The following is a 24,140-nucleotide window of genomic DNA, read 5'->3' on the forward strand; positions in this document are numbered from 1 at the left end:
CCCGATGGAACCTCCCTCCTCCACTCCGCCTCGAAACTTTAAAGCGCCAAAATCATCGATCAGACCCGGCGCCCCTGAAGAGGAAACCCCGATGAACATTCGCTTCCTGCTTCTGATCGCCAGCTTCGCCGTCATCCCCACCTGCGTCATGGCCGAAGGCTGCGACGTCCAGACCCAATCCTCCAGCGCCTCGGTGCCAGCGGTGGAAACCCACAGCTGCTATGAATACGAAGGCATGCCGGTTAACTCAATCGACTGGTCGTGCAGCAACGAAAGCAAAGACATGCTCAGCAGCACTAAAACCAAGGTCGAACACTGTGCCGATCACTACCAGGCCACGTGCATCGCCACCATAACCCAGGAATCCCTGGCCAATCCGCACTCCACCAGCAAAGACAAGAATGCCAAGGCGCTGAACATCCCCGACAACGCCCAAGTGACCACGTATTACTACGACGTGGAGCATTTGGCGCAGGCGCGGATTGATTGTGAGAATGGTGGCGGGCATTGGAAAGCGAAGTAATCGTTTGATATTTGCGCTGGCGATACGCAAAGAAAAGCCCGGCTCAAAAGACCGGGCTCTTTTAGTGCGCGATATCCATTAACCACCGCCATTACCACCACTGCTGCTACCGGACGGTTGACCCGCAGGACTGGGTTTGGAGGCAGAAGGCACCGGCCCATTGTCGGTCTTGCCACCATCACCACCCTTGGGCAGCGAATTGGCATCCGGGTCGGCATTGGTGGCTGGAGACGCCGGTTCACGAGTCTGGCTGTTGCCGTCGTTCGCTGTCGGGGTCGACGTTTCGCCGGCCGCGATCGCGTAAAGCGAACTGCCTGACAGCAACGCCGCGAGGGTTAACATCGCGATTTTATGGTTCAGCATGGTGGCTCTTCCTTTGCGTGGGGAGTTACAGCATTGGAAGAAGGTGTGCGGCGAAGGTGCGGCGTGTCGGACGAATGGTTATCGCCCAAAAGGCTCGGGCCATTTCGATGTTTGAAAACTTCGCAGTAAAACACCCCATGTGGCGAGGGAGCTTGCTCCCGCTCGGTTCCAAAACCGGCCATAACCTGCAGCACTTCAGAACATTCACTTCCTGACTTTCTACCGCCCCTGTAAGACCCGTCTGAGTTTCAAAAACAGCGAAACCCTGCCTCTCGGCCCTGGCTTTAGTTGGCGGTTACTCTGCAGACAAGACTAACTTGCCAATAAAGCAGAGCATCCATGGCCAATCACAGTTACATGACTATCACCGGAAACCGACAAGGACTGATCTCCGCCGGGTGTTCCGACACTAGCTCAATCGGCAATAAATGCCAGCTGGGCCACCTGGATGAAATCATGGTGCTGGCCTATTCACACAACATGACGGCCGGCAATAACGGCAGCGTGGGTGCCGACCGAGGCCAACACCTGCCAATCATGATCACCAAGAACATCGACAAATCCTCCCCTCTCCTGTCCGCCGCACTTCACGAACGCGAAGTGCTGGAATGCACAATATTTTTCTACCGAACCTCGCCCGCCGGCACTCAAGATAAATATTTCAAAATCCACATAACCGGCGCCAAAGTCGCCCACATCAACCTTCAAGTACCCCACGCCATTCACCTCAATGACGCAGAACCACAGGAACTGGTGTCGTTCACTTATCGCGAAATCAGTTGGACGCATATTCAAGCGGGCACGTGCGGTTCCAGCACGTGGGGGAATAACGATGAATGAGGACTCATGCGACATTAACGACGTTACCCGTGCCGCGTCAGACCTGGTCGCTTTCGGCTGCCAGATTGGTGCCACGCAGTTGTACGACAGTTTCAGTCAGCTGAAATTTGGCGAGATTGTGTCGTCTTATGCGAATGAGATTATTCGGGCGGTGGATGAAGGTGTTATTAGTGCGAAGCAAGGGTTGAAGGAGCTCAGGGATGAGCATTCAGAGCTTTCTGCCAAATCCATGTTTTATTTTCAGAATGGGGTGACTATCGCTGCGGGAAGCATGCAACTTCAGGCGGGCGCCTTAGTAATTTCAGCTAGCCGAGGGAGGGCCGGTGTCAAGGGCGCTGCCCTAGTGGCTCATGGCATCAACAACATTTACGAGGGAGTGGGAAACATCTACGTCGGCCCTGAAAAACCAGGTATTTTGGGGCCTATAAGGATGGCTTATCAAAAAACTTTCGGCATTGAAAATGGCAACTTGGCCTATTACACCTTCGATTTCTACCTATCTATTAACGGAATGATGAATTTTGTTCGAAAGCCTGACTCGGTACAGCTTTTCAATAGAGACCCGATAAACTACGAGCGCGGATACAAACAAATGGGAGCGCTCGCACTAGCCCTCGAAGCACTTGCAGATAGCATCACACTGAGAACCATTATAAAGGAGTCGATTCCTGCAAAATTATCAAGTGACGGCTTTATCAACGGCGAGAACGAAATGATCGCTGGAAAAAACTCAAATAACAAAATAACCCAAGAAACAAAAAAAACAGCCCACCAGCCATAACCCAGCAAGAGACATCAACAAATAAATCAACCCCCATTAAAAAAGGAGTAAAAATAAAAGTCGCAGTTATAGATACAACAACTATCTGAATCCATGCAACTCGTAAGCTATAATACTTTTCCTCAATCATTTCGCCATAGAGCACGTTACGAAGTCGCGGTAAATTATAAACCAAATCAAACACCACAAGAAATATATAAATACCCCAGAAAACTACCCAAAGCCAACCTCCCTCTAGATCGATGAGCTGGCGAATACCACTCACAATCATTACCGCCCAGAAACCAGCGGAACCGACAATAAGACAGAAGACACTAAAATAATACCGAAGGTCATACAGTTTCATTAACTCACCCTAAAACCTCAAGACCAATTCTCAGCCTCAAAAAATTGAACCGCAACACAATGTAAACACGCCAAAAAATCCATAACATCACCGACCCTGCACCTTCATGCAACCATTCAGATCTTTTCTACAAATCAAAATCCTCGCCCCTCTATTGGGCCGCTCTATCATTGGCATCTTTAGACTGACTCGAAAACCAACTCAACCAAACTATTTATTCGAGATCCAATGAATTAAGAAAACGCCTACAATCAGATGGGGAAATTGGCCTTGGCATTTGAAGCAATGACCAGCTCACTTACAATAAAAAGCATGACAGACAAAGACAACACAAACACATCAAAAACAAACTAGCACCATCACAAATCTATCGTGCGCAACCAGAGCCAAATAAAAATTATTACAAACATCACTACACCTATGACGCCACGATAAAGATCGGTAAAATCGAATCCGCCACCGATAAATTGAACGATGAATTGAACGACAATCTCAGCGCAAAACAATGCGGAAACAAAAATATAAATATAGCCGACAATTACTGGAGTTTCTTCTATCCCTGCATCTCGACCAAGCCACTCCGCAAGCTCCCCAACAAAAAAATAACGAAAATTAACAAACAACATTCCAAAAAAAATAACACCTAAAATAACCTTTCTGACAACACCACTCAGAGGAACAAGCTTTTCCAAATTATGCACCAGTAGCGCGCTATACAGCGCACTGAGAAAGAGAGTGACAATGAAAAGACCAATAACAACACCAAACTCTCGAATCAACATATCTCCACTCACACTCCCAATTAGTGAAAGATAAAAACAAAATCAATATACACACAACCAGAAAGGACGAGCACTTCCTGGCCACATCACCAGTAAAAACTCATACTCGTCTTACAGCACCTCGGGAAAACTCTTACAAACGTTTCCCAATAGAACTGGTCAAGTTCAAAGCAGCGACCTCCCCGTTCAAAATAAAAATTAATAAAAAATCCGACACCCAAACAGATATCGGATTATTCACACCCTACGACGGTTCTTACAGACACCATCCAGAGTTTAGCCGGCGTATTCGCGCTAATAATCTCCGCCTCATCTGCCCCGATATTCCGAAACTTATTCAGCAGCGTCGTCGGAAAGTAATACCCATCCCCCGCAACTCAACCGTGCCACGGGTGACAAGCCCGCACTCCTCGCCTTCCGCATGCACAATCCGCTCTTCCCCAGAACTTGCGCCCGGTACGTGTTGTTCGCGCAGCAAGCGCATCTGCCGGCTGAGCACGGAGAGGCCGAAAAGCAGCAGGCGCCGGTCGTGGCGGCCAAGGTCTGTTACAGCATTGGCAGAGGGTGTGCGAAGAAGGTGCGATGCGCCAGACGAATAGTTATCGCCTAAAGGCTCGCGCAATTTCGATGTCTGAAAACTTCGTAGGAAAACACCCCGTGTGGCGAGGGAACTTACTCCCGCTGGGCTATGAAACGGCCCCAAAGCCAGATAGTCCGTTTCTCCCAGACATACCGTACGCCCCGGATTACGACGACTGCGTCGCCGTGCGGGAGCAAGCTCCCTCGCCACAGGTGCACGTTTCACGTCCTACAGGTCGGTTGTTGATGGTGAAATTGCTGCCTAGAGTGGATCTGTCGCTGACCGCCGTCAGCGATGGGTTTCGCAGCCCTAACGAGAAATTGGCTAACACCGTCTAGCGACAATTCTGGCAAAATTCGCCGGCATTACGTTTTATGGCGGTTGTGTGCGGGAGACTTTCGAGTCTGCCGAGTCTGGTTTCTCCTCGGTCTGCGAACCCGCTCACAACCGCCACCCATCTTGTTTCGCAGCAAAACGGTGGCTCATTTTTACTGAGAGGCCTTTGCTATGACGATCAAAAAACCGCTCCACCACTACGCCCACATGTCCCACCCCGCCACCGACCAGCCCGTCCTCCTCATCGACACCAACGCCCCACTACGCGACCTCCACGCCTGCGCAGCCGAACGCCTCAACGCCGTCCTCAAATACCTTGACCTCATCGCCTGCATCCGCTTCCCCGACCACGCCGAACATGACATCGACACCGTGACCAACATCGCCAGGATAATGGTGCAGGATGTGCGTGATTTGTTTCAGGTGATTGAGCAACGAGGATTTAGTCAGGAATGAACGCTGCTTATTAGCTGTAGCATTAACCTTCACCATCGGTTCGAGAAAGCCAATTGAAATTGTATTAATTTCATTTGATTCTAAAAACCTGTCAACTTTGACAGGTGCAAACACTGGCAACCTTACCCAATATCACTAACCGAACACCCCAGAAAAACACACACTCCACACACCACGGTGATCACATGAAAATCTTGCTCAAGGTATGTTTTCTTAGCGTAACAATGGGGGCAAGCATTATTGCAATAGCGGATGAATATTGCCTAACCAGAAAATTGGTAACCTACGAGACACAAGATGAAACAGGACTGCTAACATGCGAATCCAAGACACAAGTATTGGCATGCAATGATGCTTGCAGACCAAAAGATCAGCTCTCAACAAAAATCACATTCTCATGTAAAAATTCTAACGGAGAAGTGACTGAGCAAACAAAAAGAATAGATATACCCGTAACTTGCATCCCTACATACTAAACAAAGGACTGAGCAAAACAGGTCATTCCCAACCGCTAACATCAAGAGAAATCGCAATGTAGCGATTTCTCTTTTTACAAATGGAAAGCTTTCTCAGACGAAAATTTTTATTTAAAAATTCGCCGGCGTATTCGCACTAATAATCTCAGCCTCATCCGCCCCGATATTCCTAAACTTATGCGGTAATGTCGTCGGAAAGCAATACCCATCCCCCGCATTCAACACACTCACCGACCCATCCACGGTCAACTCCACCGTGCCACGGGTCACCAACCCGCACTCCTCGCCTTCCGCATGCACAATCGGCTCTTCCCCGGTACTCGCGCCCGGGGCGTATTGCTCGTATAAAAATAGACTTACAACCCTTTGTACCGTCACCTTTTATACTGGGTAACCTTTCATACCAATCATTGTGAAATCGGAATAAAACAAACCACATACATAGCAAACCAGTATAAAAAACTGTCAGAAATTACAGGTGTGAAAACCCTGACTCGCCATTACGTTCAAACCGTGAGAGGCAATACCAATTAAACCCCATTAACAAATCATACAGGCATAAGGATCGTGATGAAAAATTCTCGTAAAATCGCACCCGCTTCATTAGCGCTACTAGTATTCGGCTGCATAGGATACTCAAGTCTAACGCTGGCAAACCTTAAATCCGAAAATATTTATAAGGAAAGCAAATCTGTATATGGAACTAACTGCCCTCAAAGCTCCAAAGGAAGTAATGGTGAGTGCAAAGATAAATAAACAGCGCCTGCGCCAGGTCCAGCGGAGCTCTCAAAAAGCTGAAAAATCCGCTGGACAACTAAATAAATAATGAATCAAAAATTCGCCGGCGTATTCGCACTGATAATCTCTGCCTCATCCGCCCCAATATTGCGGAACTTATGCGGCAGCGTCGTCGGAAAATAGTACCCATCCCCCGCATTCAAAACACTTACCGACCCATCCACAGTCAACTCCACCGTGCCACGCGTCACCAGCCCGCACTCCTCACCTTCCGCATGCACAATCGGCTCTTCCCCGGAACTCGCACCCGGGGCGTATTGCTCGCGCAGCAAGCGCATCTGCCGGCTGGGTACGGAGGCGCCGATCAGCAGCAGGCGCAGGCCGTGGCGGCCGAGGTCGGGTTGTTCGTTGGCGCGGAAGACGTATTGGTGTTCGCGCGGGGGTTGGTCGAAGGTGAAGAAGTCGGCCAGGGACATCGGTATGCCTTCGAGCAGCTTTTTCAGGGAGCTGACGGAGGGGCTGACGCGATTCTGTTCGATCAGGGAGATGGTGGCATTGGTCACGCCGCTACGCCGGGCCAGCTCGCGCTGGGAGAGTTTGTAGCTTTCGCGTACTAGTTTGAGTCGAGAACCCGTATCCATGACTGCCTTATGTGAGAAGTACTTAGGCTCTGCGCGAAAACTGCCTGCGCGACGATCATGCTGCGTTAAAAACAGGCTCGGAATGCTCATGTAGGGCCCTACACTCCGCTTCCTCGCCTGTTTTTGCCTTGCCTGATCGCCGCTCGGCGGTTCTCGCACAGACCCACGGGTAATGGGGGTGGGTGGCGGGTGCCGCGCGAGGGGCGCGGATCACGTTGCTCCCGTGTCCCGGAACCGTGAAAGGCGGCTATTAAATCACGTTTGCCGGTGTTGCTCAGCAGGTTCGATGGACGGTGGGTGAAATGAACCTGCCGGTGGTAATTCTGGGCTGAATACAAAACCTGTGGGAGCTGGCTTGCCAGCGATTGGGTGGCACATTCAACATCCCTTTTGCTGAAAGACCGCCATCGCTGGCAAGCCAGCTCCCACAGGTTTTGTGGTGTGTCAGCGGGAGTGATGGTGTCTTTTCTAGCCTCATCGCGAGCAGGCTCACTCCTACAATTTGATCTTTGGTGTTTCAGTCGGATTGATGTTGTGTTTGCTGGCCTCATCGCTGGCAAGCCAGCTCCCACATTTGGATATCAGGGAGTGTTGCGATAAGAAAAACCGGCGGGGTCTTGGGCCGCCGCCGGGGAGGTAACTTAGAGGCCGAAGCGGTCGCGCAAGGAGTAGTAGACGGCGCCGAGGGCGGTCAGTGGCGCCGAGAAGGTGCGGCCGCCGATCATTGGCATGTGCGGCAGCGATGCGAAGGCGTCGAAGCGTTCGGCGTCGCCGCGGATCATTTCCGAGATCAGTTTGCCGGCCAGATGCGAGCAGGTGACGCCGTGGCCGCTGTAGCCTTGCATGTAATAGGCGTTCTTTTCGATGCGGCCGAACTGCGGCATGCGTGACATGGTCAGCAGGAAGTTGCCGGTCCAGCGGTAGTCGATCTTGACGTCTTTGAGCTGCGGGAAGGTCTTGAGGATCTTCGGGCGGATCAGTTGTTCAATGTCGTCCGGTTCACGCGCGCCGTAGACCACGCCGCCGCCGTACAGCAGACGGTTGTCGGCAGTCAGGCGGTAGTAATCCAGCAAGTAATTGCAGTCTTCGACGCAGTAGTTGTTGGTGATCAGGCTGCGCGCCTGTTTCTCGGTCAACGGCTCGGTGACGACGATCTGCGAGCCGCACGGCATGCTTTTCGCGGTCACGCGGTTGTCGAGACCTTGCGGCAGGTAGGCGTTGCCGGCGATCAGCAAGTACTTGGCGCGGACCTGGCCTTTGGCAGTGCGCACGACGTTGGGCTCGCCGTATTTGATTTCCACGGCCGCCGATTGCTCGTAGATCTTGCCACCCAAACGTGTGATCGCAGCCGCCTCACCGAGCGCCAGGTTCAGCGGGTGAACGTGGCCGCCCTGCATGTCGAGCAGACCGCCGACGTATGCATCGGAGCCGACTTCACGACGAATCTCAGCCGCGTCGAGCATCTTCAGATTGCGGTTGCCGTAACGTTCCCAGCCACGCTTCTGCTCAGCCAGACCGTTGAGTTGTTTCTTGTTCATCGCTGCGAAGATACCGCCCGGGCGGTAGTCGCATTGGATGTCGTATTCCTTGATGCGCGAACGGATGATGTCGGCGCCTTCGAAGATCATGCTGCCGAGAATTTCTGCAGTCTTGTCGCCGTAACGCTCTTCGATCACGTCGACGTCGCGGCTGTAGGAGTTGACCAGTTGACCGCCATTGCGACCGCTGGCGCCGTAGCCGACTTTTGCTGCTTCCAGCACCGTCACTTTATAGCCGGCTTCGGTGAGGAACAGCGCCGAGGACAGGCCGGTGTAACCGGCGCCGATGATGCAGACATCGCACTCGACCGACTCTTCCAGAACCGGAAAGTCGATGACTTCGTTGCGGGTGGCGGCGTAGTAGCTGTTTACGTGTTGTTGTTTCATACGTTTCTCCGAGGGTCGCCAATAAACGGCGACCACCGCTGTAATAGAGTCAGAGCTTGATCCAGGTCGCTTTCAGCTCGGTGTACTTGTCGAACGCGTGCAGCGATTTATCGCGGCCGTTGCCCGACTGTTTGAAGCCACCGAACGGAGCGGTCATGTCGCCGCCGTCGTACTGGTTGACCCAGACGCTGCCGGCACGCAGGCCACGGGCGAAGGTGTGCGCCTTGCTGAGGTTGCTGGTCCACACGCCGGCGGCGAGGCCGAAGATGCTGTCGTTGGCGATCTGCAGCGCTTCTTCGGCGGTGTCGAAGGTGATCAGCGACAGCACCGGGCCGAAGATTTCTTCCTGGGCGATGGTCATCGCGTTGGTCACGCCGTCGAACAGCGCCGGTTGCACATAGAGGCCGCCGGTTTCTTCGAGGGTGCGTTGGCCGCCCGCGATCAGCTCGGCGCCCTGCTCGCGACCGATGCTGATGTAGCGCAGCACGTTGTCGAGTTGACGCTGATCGACCACGGCACCGACGGTGGTGGCTGGATCGAGTGCGTGACCCGGTTTCCACGCTTGCAGTGCTTCCACCAGCAGCGGGATGAATTGCTCGCGGATCGAACGCTCGACCAGCAAGCGCGAACCCGCCGTGCACACTTCGCCCTGGTTGAAGGCAATGGCGCCGGCCGCCGCTTGTGCTGCCGCGCGCAAGTCCGGTGCGTCGGCAAACACCACGTTCGGGCTCTTGCCCCCTGCTTCGAGCCAGACGCGTTTCATGTTGCTAAGGCCTGCATAAATCATCAGTTGCTTGGCAATCGCCGTGGAGCCAGTGAAGGCCAGCACGTCGACGTCCATGTGCAACGCCAGCGCCTTGCCGACGGTGTGGCCGAAGCCCGGCAGGACGTTGAACACGCCTTTCGGAATGCCGGCATCCAGCGCGAGCTGGGCGATGCGGATTGCGGTCAGTGGCGACTTTTCCGAAGGCTTGAGGATGAACGAGTTGCCTGCTGCCAGCGCTGGAGCGAACTTCCAGCTGGCCATGATCAACGGGAAGTTCCACGGCACGATGGCCGCGACCACGCCGGATGGCTCGCGGGTGACGAGGCCAAGTTGGTCGTGCGGGGTGGCGGCGACTTCGTCGTAGATCTTGTCGATGGCTTCGGCGCTCCAGCGGATCGCGTTGGCGGTCGCCGGGATGTCGATACTCATCGAATCGCTGATCGGTTTACCCATGTCGAGGGTTTCCAGCAGCGCCAGTTCTTCCTGGTTCTGCAGGATCAGATCAGCGAAGCGAATCAGGATGCGCTTGCGCTCGGCCGGGGCTTTTTTCGCCCACACGCCGGATTCAAAAGACTGGCGCGCGACTTCAACGGCGAGGTTGGCGTCGGCTTCATCGGTGCTGGCCACGGAGGCGAGGAAACGGCCGTCGACGGGGCTCAGGCATTCGAAGGTGTCGCCACTGATGGCCGGGCGGTATTCACCGTTGATGAACGCGCGGGCTTCGATGGTCAGGGACTGGAAGCGTTGTTCCCAGTCGTTGCGGGTCGTTGTCATTGTTGTGGCTCGACAAGGGGGAATTGGGGGTGTTGGGGTGTTGGGTCTGGGTTGAGATGGCTGCCCTCACCCTAGCCCTCTCCCAGAGGTAGAGGGGACCGATCGGGGGATGCTCCGAATCTCCGCCGACCTGAACAATCTTTGCCGAATCCATAATCGACTGGATCGTTCAGGTCGCCGGATATCTCAATACAACCCGGTCAGTCCCCTCTCCCTCTGGGAGAGGGTTAGGGTGAGGGGCTCTTCAGCTGTTGAGGGCCTCAGCCAATCACACCGTATGCAGATACCAGTTGTACTCAAGGTCAGAAATCGAGTTCTCGAACTCGGCCAGCTCGCTTTCCTTGCACGCGACAAACACGTCGATGTACATCGGGTCGATATAGCGGGCCATGACTTCGCTGTCGTCCAGCTCGCGCAGTGCGTCGCGCAGGTTGTTCGGCAGGCTCTGTTCGTTCTGCTCGTAGCTGTTGCCTTCAACCGGGGCGCCCGGCTCGATCTGATTGGTCAGACCGTGATGAATACCGGCCAGCACCGAAGCCATCAGCAAGTACGGGTTGGCGTCGGCACCGGCGACACGGTGCTCGATACGCACGGCGTCCGGTGAACCGGTCGGTACGCGCACGGCCACGGTGCGGTTGTCGATGCCCCAGCTCGGCGAGTTCGGTACGTAGAACTGCGCGCCGAAACGGCGGTACGAGTTGACGTTCGGGCAGAGGAACGCCATTTGCGCAGGCAGGGTCTCCAGCACACCGCCGATCGCGTGACGCAGTGCGGCGTTCTGCTCGGGATCCTCGCTGGCGAAGATGTTGTTGCCTTCTTTGTCCAGGATCGAAATGTGTACGTGCAGACCGTTGCCCGCCTGACCCGGATACGGCTTGGCCATGAAGGTGGTGTCCATCTCGTGGTCGTAGGCGATGTTCTTCACCAGACGCTTGAGCAGGACGGCGTAGTCGCACGCCTTGATCGGATCGGAGACGTGATGCAGGTTGACTTCGAATTGCGCCGGGGCGCTTTCCTTGACGATCGCGTCGGCCGGGATGCCCTGCTCTTTCGCGCCTTCGAGGATGTCTTGCAGGCAGTCGACGTATTCGTCGAGATCGTCGATCAGGTACACCTGAGTCGACACTGGACGCTTGCCGGACACCGGCGAACGTGGCGATTGCGGACGGCCGTTCACGTTGTCCTGATCGATCAGATAGAACTCGAGTTCGAACGCCGCGCAAATGGTCAGACCGAGGTCGTCGAATTTGCGTACGACGTTGGCCAGCACTTCACGCGGGTCAGCGAAGAACGGCTGGCCTTCGATCTCATGCATGGTCATTAGAAGTTGTGCGGTTGGGCGCTTCTGCCACGGCTCGATGCTCAGCGTGCCGGGGATCGGATAGCAAATACGGTCAGCGTCGCCGATGTCCAGACCCAGGCCGGTGCTTTCCACCGTGGAGCCGTTGATGTCGAGCGCGAAAAGCGAGGCCGGCAGGTTGATGCCTTTCTCGTAAACCTTATGAAGACTGGTGCGTTCGATGCGCTTGCCGCGCACCACACCGTTCATATCCGCAATCAGAAGGTCGACGTACAAAACCTCAGGATATTTCTTAAGGAATGCGTTTGCTTCGTTGAGTTGAACGGTACGCAGAGGGACCGACATGATGCACCTATTTAGCTGTTAATTATTATGTTCACTGCTGTTTCGCCGAGCCAGTCAACCCGAACGGCAAAGTGAAGTCAATAGCGAACAGATGGCCGCCCAGGGTTTATTTTTCGGGCTTTTTTTAACACCAGCGTGCCAACACAGGCGCCAGAGCCCCGAGAATCATGAAGATTTGATGAACGGCGTTTAGAATTTTTTACATGGCAGTTGTTAATTAAAATCAACGAGGCTAAGCTCCGGAAAAGCTCGTTCAAGTGTCAAACTTCGAGGTGAATAAAAATGGCATTCAAGCCATTGATCGGCGTTACTGCGTGCGTCAAACAGATTGGCCTGCACCCCTATCACATCAGCGGCGACAAGTACGTACGTGCTGTCAGCGTTGGCGCTAACGGGTTGCCAGTGGTCATTCCTTCCCTTGGCAACCTGACTGAAATCGAAGACCTGCTCGGTCAACTCGACGGTCTGCTGCTGACCGGCTCGCCCTCGAATGTGGAGCCCTTCCACTATCAAGGCCCGGCCAGCGCCCCCGGCACGGATCACGATCCGGCGCGGGATGCCACCACCCTTCCTTTATTGCGTGCAGCCATCGCGGCGGGCGTTCCGGTGCTCGGCATTTGCCGGGGCTTCCAGGAAATGAACGTGGCGTTCGGCGGCAGCCTGCATCAGAAGGTGCACGAGCTGCCGGGCATGCTCGATCACCGCGAAGCCGACAGCCCTGATGTGGCCGTGCAATACGCACCGGCCCATGCGGTGACTGTGCTCGGCGGCGGCGTGTTTGAGGCGCTGGAGTTGCCGGGCGAGTTCCTGGTCAACTCGATTCACAGCCAGGGCATCGATCGCCTCGCCCCCGGCCTGCGCGCCGAAGCGGTGGCGCCGGACGGTTTGATCGAGGCGGTCTCGGTCGAGCACAGCCCGACCTTCGCCCTCGGCGTGCAATGGCACCCGGAATGGCAAGTGCTCGATAACCCGAACTACCTGAAGATTTTCCAGGCATTCGGCGCGGCTTGCCGGCAACGGGCGGCGCGGCGCGACCAGCGCTGACACACCCCGAAGATCGCAACGATTTACTGCCCCCACGGACGTCGGGTGTGCCTGCGCACATCCGTCATTCGTGAACAGCAACACCCGTAATAACAACAAGTACGACCCAGGCAGCCAGGACGGCGGCGCCGACCAAGCCCTCGGCAGTGCAAGGTCAGTCAGGCATGCGCAATTCCCCTGTAGGAGTGAGCCTGCTCGCGATAGCAATAGACCAGTCAACAGAGATGTCGACTGACATGGCCTCATCGCGAGCAGGCTCACTCCTACAGGGGATGTGTAATGACTGAGATTGCGCTTACAGGCTTGCAATCCACTTAAGCCCGGCCACATTGGCCAGGCGAACGAAACCTGTTGGGAGTTTCACATGGCAAACGCCTCCAGCACTTACAGGAAGGCACTTGAAGGTCATCAGCAACCGAAAAAGGTGCTGGTGAAAGTCGACCGTGTCACCAAGAAGTTCGACGAAACCGTGGCAGTGGACGATGTGTCCCTGGAGATCCATCAGGGCGAAATCTTTGCCCTGCTCGGCGGCTCCGGTTCGGGCAAATCGACCCTGCTGCGCATGCTCGCCGGTTTCGAGCGCCCGACTGAAGGGCGGATTCTGCTCGACGGCGTGGACATCACCGACATGCCGCCGTACGAGCGGCCGATCAACATGATGTTCCAGTCCTACGCGCTGTTCCCACACATGACCGTCGCGCAGAACATCGCCTTCGGCCTCAAGCAAGACCGTTTGCCCGCCAGCGAAATCGATGCCCGTGTCGATGAAATGCTGCGCCTTGTGCACATGACCCAATACGCCAAACGCCGCCCGCACCAGTTGTCCGGCGGTCAGCGTCAGCGCGTCGCCCTCGCCCGCTCGCTGGCCAAGCGTCCGAAGCTGTTGCTGCTCGACGAGCCGATGGGTGCGCTGGATAAAAAGCTGCGTTCGCAGATGCAACTGGAGCTGGTGCAGATCATCGAACGCGTCGGCGTGACCTGCGTGATGGTGACCCACGACCAGGAAGAGGCCATGACCATGGCCGAGCGCATCGCGATCATGCACCTGGGCTGGATCGCCCAGATCGGCAGCCCGGTCGACATCTATGAAGCGCCGGTCAGCCGCATGGTCTGCGAGTTCATCGGTAACGTGAACGCCTTCGACGGCACCGTGGTGGAAGACCTTGAAGGTCACGCGATCATCCACAGCCCGGACCTGGAACAGAAGATTTACGTCGGCCACGGCGTCAGCACCTCGGTGCAGGACAAGTCGGTCACCTACGCGATCCGTCCGGAAAAAATGCTCGTCAGCACGACCAAGCCGGAATTCCGCTACAACTGGTCCGAAGGCAAGGTGCATGACATCGCCTACCTCGGCGGTCACTCGGTGTTCTACGTCGAACTGCCCGGCGGCAAAATCGTCCAGTCGTTCATGGCCAACGCCGAACGCCGTGGCGCGCGTCCGACCTGGGACGACAAAGTCTACGTGTGGTGGGAAGACGACAGCGGCGTGGTACTGCGCTCATGAAAACCTTCAATCAGCAATTCCTGCGCCTGGTGCCCAGCGGACGAAAACTGGTCATTGGTATTCCGTTCATCTGGCTGTTCCTGTTCTTCATGCTGCCGTTTTTCCTGGTGATGAAGATCAGCTTCTCGGAAGCCGCACTGTCGATCCCGCCGTACTCGGAGATCTACACCTACGCCGAACAGAAATTCCAGCTGCTGCTGAACATCGGCAACTACACCATGCTCGGCGAAGACGAGCTGTACCTGTCGGCCTACCTCGGTTCGCTGAAAGTCGCGGCGCTGAGCACGATGATGTGCCTGCTGATCGGTTTCCCGATGGCCTACGCGATCACCAAGACCGGCAAGGAAACGCAAAACGTCCTGCTGCTGTTGATCATGATGCCGACCTGGACGGCGATCCTGATCCGCGTTTACGCGTGGATGGGCATCCTCAGCAACAACGGTTTGCTCAACGCGTTTTTGATGTGGACGGGGCTGACCGATCACCCGATCGAGATCCTCAACACCAACACTGCGGTGTATATCGGCGTGGTGTACGCCTACCTGCCGTTCATGGTCTTGCCGCTCTATGCCAACCTGGTGAAGCACGATGGCAGCCTGCTGGAAGCCGCACAGGATCTGGGTTCGAGCAACTTCAACAACTTTTGGAAAATCACTGTGCCGCTGGCCAAGAACGGCATTATTGCCGGCTGCATGCTGGTATTCATTCCAGTGGTCGGTGAATTCGTGATTCCCGAGTTGTTGGGTGGCCCCGAGACGCTGATGATCGGTCGCGTGCTGTGGCAAGAGTTCTTCAATAACCGCGACTGGCCGGTGGCGTCCGCGCTGGCGGTGGTGATGCTGTTGATCCTGATTGTGCCGATTCTGCTGTTCAACCGCAGCCAGGCCAAAGAGATGGAGGCACGGGGATGAAACGCTTCGGTTTTTCCAAGTTCATGCTGATCTTCGGCCTGATGTTCATTTATCTGCCGATGCTGATTCTGGTGATCTACTCGTTCAACGCCTCGAAACTGGTGACGGTGTGGGGCGGCTGGTCGGTGAAGTGGTACGTCGGCCTGCTCGACAATACGCAACTGATGGGCTCGGTGGTGCGCTCGCTGGAAATCGCCTGCTACACCGCGATCGCTGCGGTCGCGTTGGGCACCCTCGCCGCTTTCGTTTTGACTCGGGTAACGCGCTTCAAGGGCCGCACGCTGTTTGGCGGTCTGGTCACCGCGCCGTTGGTGATGCCTGAGGTGATCACCGGTCTGTCGCTGTTGCTGCTGTTCGTGGCGATGGCCCAACTGATCGGCTGGCCGCAGGAGCGTGGCATCGTCACGATCTGGATCGCCCACACCACGTTTTGTGCCGCCTATGTCGCGGTGGTAGTCTCCGCGCGCTTGCGTGAGCTGGACCTGTCGATCGAAGAAGCGGCGATGGATCTCGGTGCGAAGCCGTTCAAGGTGTTTTTCCTGATCACCATTCCAATGATCGCGCCGTCGCTGGCGGCGGGCGGGATGATGTCGTTCGCCTTGTCGCTGGATGACCTGGTGTTGGCCAGCTTCGTCTCCGGCCCGGGTTCGACGACGTTGCCGATGGAAGTGTTCTCGGCGGTACGGCTGGGCGTGAAGCCTGAGATCAACGCCGTAGCCAGCCTGATTCTGCTGGCGGTTTCGCTGGTGACCTTCCTGGTCTGGTACTTCGGCCGCAAGGCAGAAGCCAACCGCAAAAAAGCGATTCAGGAAGCGATGGATCAGACCGCGAACGAGTCGTGGCAACCACAGCAACAAGCTGCCACCGCTTGACCCTGTAGGAGCTGCGGCACGCTGCGATCTTTTGACGTTGTTTTTGAAGATCAAAAGATCGCAGCGTGCCGCAGCTACTACAAAAATGTAGTCAGCCCCTCGGTCAGTCCCCTCTCCCTCCGGGAGAGGGTTAGGGGGCTTTGCGTAACGTGAATAAAAAGAATGGAGTTGTACCGATGAAAATGTTTGGCAGGACTCTGCTGACACTGTCCTTAATGGGCGCAATCGTCATGGGCGCCCAGGCCAACGACAAGGTGCTGCGTGTTTACAACTGGTCGGATTACATTGCGCCGGACACCGTCAAGAAGTTCGAAGACGAGACCGGCATCCGCGTGACCTACGACGTCTTCGACAGCAACGAAACCCTTGAGGCGCGCTTGCTGGCGGGCAAATCCGGTTACGACCTGGTCGTGCCGTCGAACAGTTTCCTGGCCAAGCAGATCAAGGCCGGCGTCTATCAGACGCTGGACAAATCGAAGCTGCCGAACTGGAAGAATCTCAACCCGGTGCTGCTGAAAAACGCCGCCGCCAGTGATCCCGACAACGCCCACGCGTTCCCGTACATGTGGGGCTCGATCGGCATCGGTTTCAACCCGGCCAAGGTCAAGGAAGTGCTCGGCGCCAACGCCCCGACCAACTCCTGGGACTTGTTGTTCAAACCGGAAAACGCTGAAAAGCTCAAAGCCTGCGGCATCAGTTTCCTCGATTCGCCGACCGAAATGATCCCGGCCGCCCTGCACTATCTGGGTTACCCGGTGAACGACAGGGACACTGCGCACATCAAGGAAGCCGAGGCGCTGTTCATGAAGATCCGCCCGAACGTGGCGTATTTCCATTCCTCGAAATACATCTCCGATCTGGCCAATGGCAACATCTGCGTGGCGGTCGGATACTCCGGTGACGTGCTGCAGGCCAAGGCCCGCGCCGTGGAATCGGGCAACAACGTGGTCATCGACTACAGCATTCCCAAGGAAGGCGCCGGCAGTTTCTACGACATGGTTGCGATCCCGCGCGATGCCGCCAACGTCGAGAACGCTTACCTGTTCATGGACTTCCTGATGCGCCCGGACATCATCGCCGAGATCACCAACAGCAACGGCTACAGCAACGCCAACTCGGCGGCCACGCCATTGGTGGATGAAGCGATCCGCAACGATCCGGGTTCGTACCCGACAGATGCGGTGATGGCGACGTTGTATGCGGTGCCGGATCAACCGATTGCCACGCAACGGATCATGACCCGTGGCTGGACCCGGGTGAAGCTCGGCAAGTAAATCCACCAAACATCCAAATGTAGGAGTGAGCCTGCTCGCGATAGCGGTGTGTCAGGCAGCAGTGGTGCTGTATTTACCGACCTCATCGCGAGCAGGCTCACTCCTACAATGGTTCGGTGTTGTAACAGAAAGAATTAATGATTTCCCGTTCACGCAGCGCCTTACCACCGCTGCACCCTGCTATGAACGGCCTCACCTGGCTCCCTCGGCTCAGGTGAATTCTCAGGCGCCCTCGGGCGCCTTTTTTTGTGCCTTCAGATCAGCGGCCAATCTTGCAGAATCCGATAACGGCCCTTGTGCGATTCGAACAGGGCGAAGCGTTCGGCACGCAGGAAAAACTCCGGCGGCGTAGCGGATTCCGGCTCCGGCGCACGGTACTCACGGGCCAGCGTCAGGTGCGGGCGAAACTCGCGTGGCGTCTCTTCAAAGCCAAACGGCAACATCGCCTGCTCCAGCGCATAGACCAAGCGCAACAACGTCTGCGGCGCCTGCACGGGCGCCAGCGACAACACCCCGGCGCGATGCCAGACCTGCAAGCGATCCAGCGAAATCTTTAACGCCTCTCCCGGTGTGCGCACTTGCCCGGCCGCCTCGCAGACTTCGTTGATCTGCGCCAATGGCACCGCGCCGAGAAACAGCAGCGTTAGATGAAAGTTGTCCGCCGGCACCGGCTTACCGGTGCGCAAACCCAACTCCCCTCGCCATTGAGCAATCGCCTTGCGCTGCGCAGATGGGCAATCGAGGGCGAAAAACAGTCGCTTTGTCTCAACAGTCATGGCCCTGCTCCCCTGTTCATCGTGATCCGCCGGATTCTACACAGCCTGATCTGACGACTCGTGACAGGAAGCTATAGTTCAAGGATTGCCATCAAACCGGAGGCCGCCATGCGCGAGATCCTCAGCAAAGAACCGTGGTGGGCGCGCCCACCCAATCCCGGGCAGGAAGAGAAGGAACTGGAATGGGGCTGGCTGGTGCATTACAGCGAGGGTGAGCCGCGTTTCGAGTTCGTCCGTGAACGCCCGACGGACGAGCAGATCCGCAACCGTAAAAGCTGTCGCATCACCCCTTCAGCCGAGTGAACACAGCCAGTGAGCACTAATCCTGTGGGAGCGAGCCTGCTCGCGAAAGCGGAGTATCAGTGACCTTTTTGTCGACTGACACACTGCATTCGCGAGCAGGCTCGCTCCCACAGGGTTTTGTGGTGAAGCATGAATCTTGTCCATTCCAAAATCGGGTTCAGGACTCAAGAATATTTTTAAAGCCACCAAAGATCATCCGCTGGCCATCAAACCCCATCGGGTTGACGTCCGGTTGCATGCGCGGATCTTCCATCATTTTGCCCATGCCAGCGTCGCGAGTGGCCTTGTCGGGCCAGATCAGCCAGCCGGCCGATACCGTCTCACCCTCCTTGAGTTTGACCGCCATCGGGAATGAGGTGACTTTGCCTTCCGGCACGTCATCACCCCAGCACTGAACCACGTCCTGAGCACCGTATTCTTTGAACAATTTGGCGGCGATTTCACAGTGCTTTTTGTACTGCTCAAGATTGGCAGTCGGCACCGGCGCTACAAAAATATCGATGTAAGCCATGATCACTCTCCTTGCACGTTGGGTTCGATCTGCTGGTTAGTCGATTGCGGCGGCTGCCATTCGACAGAATTCACGCCCAAGCCGACCGACGGTTCCTCACCCTCACCCAGATTGCGCTCGACCTGTGCGGCCATGTGCAGCGTGCCGGCCATCACCCCGGTTGTCGGGTTCTGCACCAGTTTCAGCCAGGCCTTGTCGAAGGTGCTGCCCAGGCTGCTGCGGATCAACGCTTCACTGTCGGGCCGGTCATTGGCCTGGATGATCGCGCGAATGCCGGCGACACCGACCGAGATCAGCCCTCCAGCCAGTTTCCCCGCCGCGGCCGCTACAGCACTGGCGGCCCCGCGCGGCGCCATTTCCGCTTCCATCCGCTGACTGGCGCGCTTGGCCACCGGGGCCATGCCGGCATCGGTCGAGGCAATGCCCTTGGCGCCGCCGTCAGTGTGGATCTTGTCGATCAGCGCGGCATAGGCCGGCAAGGTGTTCAATGGTTCCGTGCTGATCACTTGAAACAACGAAGCATCCCGCGCTGGCGGCGGGCCCAGTGCAATGGCGGGGACTTTCTGCAAACGCCCGTTGAGCTGAGCGACAGGCACACCATGACGCTGGGCGATGAGCGGCATCTGCTGCGCCATCAACTGCGCATAGAACGCCGTCGCCTGCCCCAGAATTGCATCCGGATCGATTTCCACCGCCACCGGCGCCAGCACCCTTTCCTGATATTGCTCAAGCAGATACGCCGCCAGTCGCTTGGCCGAGGCGTCCTGCTCGCCGCCGGCATTGATCGTGTACCAACTGACCTTCATCGACAGCCATTCCTGGGTCCAGTAGCTGCTGAACCACGGGATGAAATTTTCTTCAGTTTGCTGATAGACCCGAGTGCGCCAATGTTCCATTGAGCCACGGGCAAACACTTTGACTTGCTCGGTGGACTGCTGCGAAACGCTGACAATTTCCCGGTCGATCTGCTGCCACGTGGCCGGTGAGACAAAAACGGCCTGCGGCGCTGACACCGGGGCCCGCGCCGAAGTGGCGCAGCCGGACAGCAACAACAGTGCGGCGACGAGCAACGCACGCGGGTTCACGGTTGAGATTTCCTTTTAAAGGGCGGAAGCAGATTTGAGTATAGGTGTGGGTGCAAGGCCGCTTGTCCGGTTTGGCTGGACTGGCCTCTTCGCGAGCAGGCTCGCTCCCACAGGGGAATGCGTTTCAAAGTGGGAGCGAGCCTGCTCGCGAAGGGGCCATCAGCAACACCACTAAAAACCGAACCATCACTGCCATCGATATTCACCATCGCCACGATTGCCTTCCGCCCACCGCCCATCAAAGGCACGATTGGCTCATCCGAAACACAACGAGGAGTTCACAACATGATTCACACCCACGTCACACTCTCCGTGAGTTTCCCGGTGTTCGGCAGCAACTATTACGACCAGCACGTCGTGTCGCACAAAGCGCAGGCACTGGTGTTCAACGAAGATTTCGAAGATTTGCTGATGCCCGCCGCGACTAATCATTTCAGTAATGAAGTGGTCGGCATCAACGATCAATTCCGTTTTCTGAGCGACATTCTCGCCACCCATTTGCTGGACATCGAGGCCTCCGTGCCTGCGCGATCCAGCGTCCGGGCGAGCGCTCACTTTTAATTGAGGGGCCAAGCGAAATCGCGAAGGATGCCCTAGGAAAGCTTGCTGAATAAAAATTGCTCAGTGGGCCATGTCAATAAGATTGTCTTCGGCCTGACTATGGCTTAAATGATTCAGAGCATATCTTTCCTATATATGACATACGTCAGCAGTAGGAAAATGATGATTTGGTAAAACAATTTGTAGTTTGCAGAATTTTCGCTTTCTTCTGAATAAGCTCTTGTGCAATCACCATAACCCAAGTGAATAACATTGTAATACTCAACAAACTTATCGATATCGTTAAGAGGCGTTTCCTCTTTGTTAACCCTGATCAAAAGATCCGGATCTTTCATAAACTCAATAATCATCTTAAGGTGCTTGCTAGCAGCCTCAACTACAAGGTTTCCTTGTGCATCCCTATCAGGCTCTGCCGCTCTGACCCGTGTATCAAAGTCAATAATCTTGCTCTTGGTCTGGAGCATTTTCTCGGTAAGCGGAATAATTTCCATGGTTGCTTTGAAGAATTCTTCCCGCTGGGACTCTTGAATACAGAGACCGAAATCCTTTGACATTTTCGCCACATCAGTTGCCATTTCGGATATAGAAAAAAGCAAAGTCTTGGACGTCGTTATGTCGTATAGATTTACCATCTCCCGATGATAATCGAGCAGGGTATTCATGTATTTCTGATCGACTGTTTTTTGGCCAAACCCAGGATCTAACTGATTGATATACTCTCTGTCCCGGATGATTCTGATCACCTGCTGCTGCTTGTACTGTAACTCTGACATGGGTTGATATAACTCGCTTTCCCTGCGACCTATTTTTTCGTTTTCAGGAAAAAATACTTTATCAATAAGTACCTGGGCGATAGAAATTGCTGCCACCCAGCTACATAACATTATTTTCTTGTTCACGGATCATCCTTGAAGATGGGTAAAAACCGCCAATGCTACTGAGCAGCCAATAACCCGTCCACCCGTGTAACGTTTAAAGATCCAACGATTTAATCACCATCCCGATCACGGTAGTAACGACGCCCGTCGCGGCGATCGTCGCGGTCATCCCAACGCCGGTCATGGTCGTAGTTGCGGCCATGATCGTGGTCGTAATGCCGGCCATGGTGGTGATCATCATCAAAGTCCGCGACACAGCCGCCGAGCAATACGGCGGCGGTCACGGTCAGCAGCATCGTTGTTGCGCGCTTCATTCAACACTTCCCTAAAACCAAGGTCTTGACGACGGAATCGGCGACGCTGCCCGCGCCTTCAGGACGCGGTGCGCGCAGCCGCAGATACGACCGGGCAAAACGCCGTTGATTCACTGGCCACTATCGACCGTTTGTCGCCCTGTTCGCGCTGCCCAAACAGCGGCGAAATGCCACCTATACTCCTTGCAACCAAGCCCCACGCAATGGATCTGCGCCCTCAATAACAACAAGCAGAGGTGGACCATGGTCTGGCAGCAAATCTACGACCCGTTCGGCAACCCGGTGATCTCCACGCTCATGGCCGCCGTGCCAGTGGTGGTGATGCTCGCGGCACTGGCGTTCTTTCACGTCAAGGCACATTTGGCGGCGCTATTGGCGCTGGCATCGGCGCTACTGATCTCGATCTTTGCCTTTGGCATGCCGGCGAATATGGCTGGTTCCGCCGCGTTGTTTGGTGCGGCGAATGGCTTGCTGCCAATCGGCTGGATCGTCCTCAACATCATCTTTCTGCATCGCCTGACCACCGAGAACGGCTCGTTCAAAGTGCTGCAGGATTCTCTCGCACGGATCACCGATGACCGACGTCTGCAGTTGCTGCTGATCGCCTTCTGCTTCGGTGCATTTTTCGAAGGCGCGGCGGGGTTCGGTACGCCGGTAGCGGTGACCGGGGCGATTCTGATCGGTCTCGGTTTTTCACCGTTGGCCGCGTCGGGTCTGGCGCTGATCGCCAACACCGCGCCGGTGGCATTCGGCGCACTCGGCACGCCGATCATTACCCTGGCCAAAGTCACCGGGCTGGATGAAATGGAGCTGTCGATGATGGTCGGTCGGCAGTTGCCTTTCTTCTCGGTGCTCGTGCCGTTCTGGCTGATCTGGGCGTTTGCCGGGTGGCGCAAAATGCTCGAGATCTGGCCGGCGATTCTAGTGGCGGGGGTAAGCTTCGCTGTGCCGCAGTTTCTGGTGTCGAACTACCACGGGCCGATGCTGGTGGACGTGATCGCCGCGTTGATTTCCATGGCCTGCCTGACGTTGTTTTTAAAGGTGTGGAAACCGGCGACCATTCACACCTCGGCAGCTCTTTCAGGGCGAGTCGACAACTCCAAAGTCGAAGAAGAAAAAGTCACCGCCAGCGCCGCGTTCAGCGATCAGGCGCGCCCGGCGGTGATGCGCGCGTGGATGCCGTGGATCATCCTCACCGTGTTCGTATTTGCCTGGGGTACGCAGGGCTTCAAGAATATTTTTGATGTGCGCCCGGCGATCGATCCCGTCACGCACTCGGCCAAACTCGACCCCGCGGGCAAACCGGTGAACGAGGCTAATCCGATCTTCGCGCCGGCGGTGACCTTCACCACCCTGCACCTACAGATCGAAAAAGTCCCGCCCGTGGTGGCCGCGCCGAAAGCCGAGGAAGCGGTATACAAATTCACCTGGTTCACCGCCACTGGCAGCGGGATTCTGCTGGCAGCGATTGTCGGCGGTTTGCTGATGGGCTACTCGATTCCGCAACTGATCAGGCAATACCTGCGCACGTTGTGGGTGGTGCGGTTTTCGCTGATCACCATTGCGGCGATGTTGGCGCTGGGGTTCCTCACGCGCTACTCGGGGCTCGACGCGACCATGGGCCTGGCGTTTGCGGCGACGGGGATTTTCTACCCGATGTTCGGCACGTTGCTCGGTTGGCTGGGTGTCGCGTTGACCGGGTCGGATACCGCGTCGAACGTGTTGTTTGGTGGTTTGCAGCGAGTCACCTCGGAACAGCTCGGCATCAGTCCGGTGCTGATGGCAGCGGCGAACAGTTCCGGTGGGGTAATGGGCAAAATGGTCGATGCGCAATCGATTGTGGTCGCCTCCACGGCGACACGCTGGTACGGGCATGAGGGCGAGATTCTGCGCTATGTGTTCTTCCACTCGATTGTGTTGGCGATTCTGGTCGGCGGGCTGGTGACGTTGCAGGCGTATGTGGCGCCGTTTACCTCTATGGTGGTGGGCGGGCATTAGGGCGGCCATACACCTATCCAATGTGGGAGCGAGCCTGCTCGCGAAGACGTCCGGTCTGCCAGTGAAGATATTGGCTGTGCCGGCCTCTTCGCGAGCAGGCTCGCTCCCACAGGGATTTGTGTCGGGTCAGGCAA

General features: G+C 56.0%; 23 protein-coding genes and 2 pseudogenes. 12 read left to right on the plus strand and 13 right to left on the minus strand.

Features of this window, described 5'->3' with window-relative positions; all coding sequences use genetic code 11:
- Window positions 1-91 precede the first annotated feature (91 nt).
- Window positions 92-523: a hypothetical protein gene (locus U6037_RS17360; RefSeq protein WP_322843899.1), complete on the plus strand. Its 432-nt coding sequence runs from the start codon at window positions 92-94 to the stop codon at window positions 521-523.
- A gap of 78 nt (window positions 524-601) precedes the next feature.
- Here the strand turns inward: U6037_RS17360 and U6037_RS17365 are convergent, their stop codons facing one another.
- Window positions 602-886 (minus strand): hypothetical protein, encoded by a 285-nt coding sequence (locus U6037_RS17365; RefSeq protein ID WP_322843900.1) that lies wholly within the window; start codon window positions 884-886, stop codon window positions 602-604.
- Between the two features lie 339 nt (window positions 887-1,225).
- Here U6037_RS17365 and U6037_RS17370 point away from each other — a divergent pair, with 339 nt between their 5' ends.
- The gene (locus tag U6037_RS17370; RefSeq protein ID WP_322843901.1) at window positions 1,226-1,726 is read left to right on the plus strand and encodes an Hcp family type VI secretion system effector; all 501 of its coding nucleotides are present in this window, start codon (window positions 1,226-1,228) and stop codon (window positions 1,724-1,726) included.
- On the plus strand, window positions 1,719-2,507 hold the full coding sequence (locus U6037_RS17375) for a DUF4225 domain-containing protein (protein ID WP_322843902.1): 789 nt from the start codon (window positions 1,719-1,721) through the stop codon (window positions 2,505-2,507). The genes U6037_RS17370 and U6037_RS17375 overlap by 8 nt, the downstream gene beginning before the upstream one ends.
- Before the next feature lie 705 nt (window positions 2,508-3,212).
- Here U6037_RS17375 and U6037_RS17380 read toward each other — a convergent pair.
- Window positions 3,213-3,635 carry a hypothetical protein gene (locus U6037_RS17380; protein WP_322843903.1) on the minus strand — a complete coding sequence of 141 codons (423 nt, stop codon included), beginning with the start codon at window positions 3,633-3,635 and terminating at the stop codon, window positions 3,213-3,215.
- A gap of 233 nt (window positions 3,636-3,868) precedes the next feature.
- Window positions 3,869-4,194: pseudogene (locus tag U6037_RS17385) on the minus strand (cupin domain-containing protein); the annotation flags it as partial.
- Between the two features lie 528 nt (window positions 4,195-4,722).
- Here U6037_RS17385 and U6037_RS17390 point away from each other — a divergent pair.
- On the plus strand, window positions 4,723-5,007 hold the full coding sequence (locus U6037_RS17390; RefSeq protein WP_322843904.1) for a fructose-bisphosphate aldolase: 285 nt from the start codon (window positions 4,723-4,725) through the stop codon (window positions 5,005-5,007).
- 587 nt (window positions 5,008-5,594) lie between these two features.
- Here U6037_RS17390 and U6037_RS17395 read toward each other — a convergent pair.
- From U6037_RS17395 to U6037_RS17415, 5 genes and pseudogenes are all read right to left on the minus strand, one after another.
- Window positions 5,595-5,834: pseudogene (locus U6037_RS17395) on the minus strand (cupin domain-containing protein); the annotation flags it as partial.
- A 479-nt stretch (window positions 5,835-6,313) separates the two neighbouring features.
- On the minus strand, window positions 6,314-6,862 hold the full coding sequence (locus U6037_RS17400; protein WP_007950154.1) for a cupin domain-containing protein: 549 nt from the start codon (window positions 6,860-6,862) through the stop codon (window positions 6,314-6,316).
- Between the two features lie 641 nt (window positions 6,863-7,503).
- Entirely contained in the window at window positions 7,504-8,787 is a 1,284-nt protein-coding gene (locus tag U6037_RS17405) for an FAD-binding oxidoreductase (protein WP_322843905.1), read from the minus strand.
- A gap of 49 nt (window positions 8,788-8,836) precedes the next feature.
- Window positions 8,837-10,327: an aldehyde dehydrogenase gene (locus U6037_RS17410; protein ID WP_322843906.1), complete on the minus strand. Its 1,491-nt coding sequence runs from the start codon at window positions 10,325-10,327 to the stop codon at window positions 8,837-8,839.
- Between the two features lie 268 nt (window positions 10,328-10,595).
- Window positions 10,596-11,972: a glutamine synthetase family protein gene (locus tag U6037_RS17415; protein WP_064120847.1), complete on the minus strand. Its 1,377-nt coding sequence runs from the start codon at window positions 11,970-11,972 to the stop codon at window positions 10,596-10,598.
- A 282-nt stretch (window positions 11,973-12,254) separates the two neighbouring features.
- Here U6037_RS17415 and U6037_RS17420 point away from each other — a divergent pair, with 282 nt between their 5' ends.
- The 5 genes from U6037_RS17420 to U6037_RS17440 all read left to right on the plus strand — a co-directional run bounded on the left by U6037_RS17420 (window position 12,255) and on the right by U6037_RS17440 (window position 17,580).
- The gene (locus U6037_RS17420) at window positions 12,255-13,016 is read left to right on the plus strand and encodes a gamma-glutamyl-gamma-aminobutyrate hydrolase family protein (protein ID WP_322843907.1); all 762 of its coding nucleotides are present in this window, start codon (window positions 12,255-12,257) and stop codon (window positions 13,014-13,016) included.
- A gap of 364 nt (window positions 13,017-13,380) precedes the next feature.
- Window positions 13,381-14,523 carry an ABC transporter ATP-binding protein gene (locus U6037_RS17425; protein ID WP_064120849.1) on the plus strand — a complete coding sequence of 381 codons (1,143 nt, stop codon included), beginning with the start codon at window positions 13,381-13,383 and terminating at the stop codon, window positions 14,521-14,523.
- 29 nt (window positions 14,524-14,552) lie between these two features.
- Window positions 14,553-15,434 carry an ABC transporter permease subunit gene (locus U6037_RS17430; RefSeq protein WP_371042493.1) on the plus strand — a complete coding sequence of 294 codons (882 nt, stop codon included), beginning with the start codon at window positions 14,553-14,555 and terminating at the stop codon, window positions 15,432-15,434.
- Window positions 15,431-16,306 carry an ABC transporter permease subunit gene (locus tag U6037_RS17435; protein WP_127928702.1) on the plus strand — a complete coding sequence of 292 codons (876 nt, stop codon included), beginning with the start codon at window positions 15,431-15,433 and terminating at the stop codon, window positions 16,304-16,306. Before U6037_RS17430 ends, U6037_RS17435 begins: the two co-directional genes overlap by 4 nt.
- 176 nt (window positions 16,307-16,482) lie before the next feature.
- Entirely contained in the window at window positions 16,483-17,580 is a 1,098-nt protein-coding gene (locus tag U6037_RS17440; protein ID WP_322843908.1) for a polyamine ABC transporter substrate-binding protein, read from the plus strand.
- A 254-nt stretch (window positions 17,581-17,834) separates the two neighbouring features.
- Here U6037_RS17440 and thpR read toward each other — a convergent pair whose 3' ends face one another.
- Complete coding sequence (gene thpR, locus U6037_RS17445; RefSeq protein ID WP_322843909.1) at window positions 17,835-18,356, minus strand: RNA 2',3'-cyclic phosphodiesterase; 522 nt, start codon at window positions 18,354-18,356, stop codon at window positions 17,835-17,837.
- A 108-nt stretch (window positions 18,357-18,464) separates the two neighbouring features.
- Between thpR and U6037_RS17450 the strand changes: the two genes are divergently transcribed.
- Complete coding sequence (locus U6037_RS17450; protein ID WP_322843910.1) at window positions 18,465-18,659, plus strand: hypothetical protein; 195 nt, start codon at window positions 18,465-18,467, stop codon at window positions 18,657-18,659.
- A gap of 157 nt (window positions 18,660-18,816) precedes the next feature.
- Here the strand turns inward: U6037_RS17450 and U6037_RS17455 are convergent, their stop codons facing one another.
- Window positions 18,817-19,170 (minus strand): DUF1428 domain-containing protein, encoded by a 354-nt coding sequence (locus U6037_RS17455; RefSeq protein ID WP_322843911.1) that lies wholly within the window; start codon window positions 19,168-19,170, stop codon window positions 18,817-18,819.
- A 2-nt stretch (window positions 19,171-19,172) separates the two neighbouring features.
- Window positions 19,173-20,255 carry a hypothetical protein gene (locus tag U6037_RS17460; protein WP_322843912.1) on the minus strand — a complete coding sequence of 361 codons (1,083 nt, stop codon included), beginning with the start codon at window positions 20,253-20,255 and terminating at the stop codon, window positions 19,173-19,175.
- Window positions 20,256-20,540: 285 nt separating this feature from the next.
- Between U6037_RS17460 and U6037_RS17465 the strand changes: the two genes are divergently transcribed.
- Window positions 20,541-20,816, plus strand: coding sequence for a hypothetical protein (locus tag U6037_RS17465; protein ID WP_141128123.1), 276 nt, complete (start codon window positions 20,541-20,543; stop codon window positions 20,814-20,816).
- A 113-nt stretch (window positions 20,817-20,929) separates the two neighbouring features.
- Here U6037_RS17465 and U6037_RS17470 read toward each other — a convergent pair whose 3' ends face one another.
- Window positions 20,930-21,715: a hypothetical protein gene (locus U6037_RS17470; RefSeq protein ID WP_322843913.1), complete on the minus strand. Its 786-nt coding sequence runs from the start codon at window positions 21,713-21,715 to the stop codon at window positions 20,930-20,932.
- Window positions 21,716-21,804: 89 nt separating this feature from the next.
- Window positions 21,805-22,008: a hypothetical protein gene (locus U6037_RS17475; RefSeq protein WP_322843914.1), complete on the minus strand. Its 204-nt coding sequence runs from the start codon at window positions 22,006-22,008 to the stop codon at window positions 21,805-21,807.
- Window positions 22,009-22,251: 243 nt separating this feature from the next.
- Here U6037_RS17475 and U6037_RS17480 point away from each other — a divergent pair, with 243 nt between their 5' ends.
- The gene (locus U6037_RS17480; protein ID WP_322843915.1) at window positions 22,252-24,006 is read left to right on the plus strand and encodes an L-lactate permease; all 1,755 of its coding nucleotides are present in this window, start codon (window positions 22,252-22,254) and stop codon (window positions 24,004-24,006) included.
- The last annotated feature ends 134 nt before the right edge of the window (window positions 24,007-24,140 follow it).

This window comes from Pseudomonas sp. B33.4, from assembly GCF_034555375.1.
Lineage (GTDB): Bacteria > Pseudomonadota > Gammaproteobacteria > Pseudomonadales > Pseudomonadaceae > Aquipseudomonas.

Excerpts from the sequence above, each read along its gene's own strand:
- U6037_RS17360 (WP_322843899.1), top strand. The coding sequence starts at position 92 with ATGAACATTCGCTTCCTGCTTCTGATCGCCAGCTTCGCCGTCATCCCC.
- U6037_RS17365 (WP_322843900.1), bottom strand. The coding sequence starts at position 886 with ATGCTGAACCATAAAATCGCGATGTTAACCCTCGCGGCGTTGCTGTCA.
- U6037_RS17370 (WP_322843901.1), top strand. The coding sequence starts at position 1,226 with ATGGCCAATCACAGTTACATGACTATCACCGGAAACCGACAAGGACTG.
- U6037_RS17375 (WP_322843902.1), top strand. The coding sequence starts at position 1,719 with ATGAATGAGGACTCATGCGACATTAACGACGTTACCCGTGCCGCGTCA.
- U6037_RS17380 (WP_322843903.1), bottom strand. The coding sequence starts at position 3,635 with ATGTTGATTCGAGAGTTTGGTGTTGTTATTGGTCTTTTCATTGTCACT.
- U6037_RS17390 (WP_322843904.1), top strand. The coding sequence starts at position 4,723 with ATGACGATCAAAAAACCGCTCCACCACTACGCCCACATGTCCCACCCC.
- U6037_RS17400 (WP_007950154.1), bottom strand. The coding sequence starts at position 6,862 with ATGGATACGGGTTCTCGACTCAAACTAGTACGCGAAAGCTACAAACTC.
- U6037_RS17405 (WP_322843905.1), bottom strand. The coding sequence starts at position 8,787 with ATGAAACAACAACACGTAAACAGCTACTACGCCGCCACCCGCAACGAA.
- U6037_RS17410 (WP_322843906.1), bottom strand. The coding sequence starts at position 10,327 with ATGACAACGACCCGCAACGACTGGGAACAACGCTTCCAGTCCCTGACC.
- U6037_RS17415 (WP_064120847.1), bottom strand. The coding sequence starts at position 11,972 with ATGTCGGTCCCTCTGCGTACCGTTCAACTCAACGAAGCAAACGCATTC.
- U6037_RS17420 (WP_322843907.1), top strand. The coding sequence starts at position 12,255 with ATGGCATTCAAGCCATTGATCGGCGTTACTGCGTGCGTCAAACAGATT.
- U6037_RS17425 (WP_064120849.1), top strand. The coding sequence starts at position 13,381 with ATGGCAAACGCCTCCAGCACTTACAGGAAGGCACTTGAAGGTCATCAG.
- U6037_RS17435 (WP_127928702.1), top strand. The coding sequence starts at position 15,431 with ATGAAACGCTTCGGTTTTTCCAAGTTCATGCTGATCTTCGGCCTGATG.
- U6037_RS17440 (WP_322843908.1), top strand. The coding sequence starts at position 16,483 with ATGAAAATGTTTGGCAGGACTCTGCTGACACTGTCCTTAATGGGCGCA.
- thpR (WP_322843909.1), bottom strand. The coding sequence starts at position 18,356 with ATGACTGTTGAGACAAAGCGACTGTTTTTCGCCCTCGATTGCCCATCT.
- U6037_RS17450 (WP_322843910.1), top strand. The coding sequence starts at position 18,465 with ATGCGCGAGATCCTCAGCAAAGAACCGTGGTGGGCGCGCCCACCCAAT.
- U6037_RS17455 (WP_322843911.1), bottom strand. The coding sequence starts at position 19,170 with ATGGCTTACATCGATATTTTTGTAGCGCCGGTGCCGACTGCCAATCTT.
- U6037_RS17465 (WP_141128123.1), top strand. The coding sequence starts at position 20,541 with ATGATTCACACCCACGTCACACTCTCCGTGAGTTTCCCGGTGTTCGGC.
- U6037_RS17475 (WP_322843914.1), bottom strand. The coding sequence starts at position 22,008 with ATGAAGCGCGCAACAACGATGCTGCTGACCGTGACCGCCGCCGTATTG.
- U6037_RS17480 (WP_322843915.1), top strand. The coding sequence starts at position 22,252 with ATGGTCTGGCAGCAAATCTACGACCCGTTCGGCAACCCGGTGATCTCC.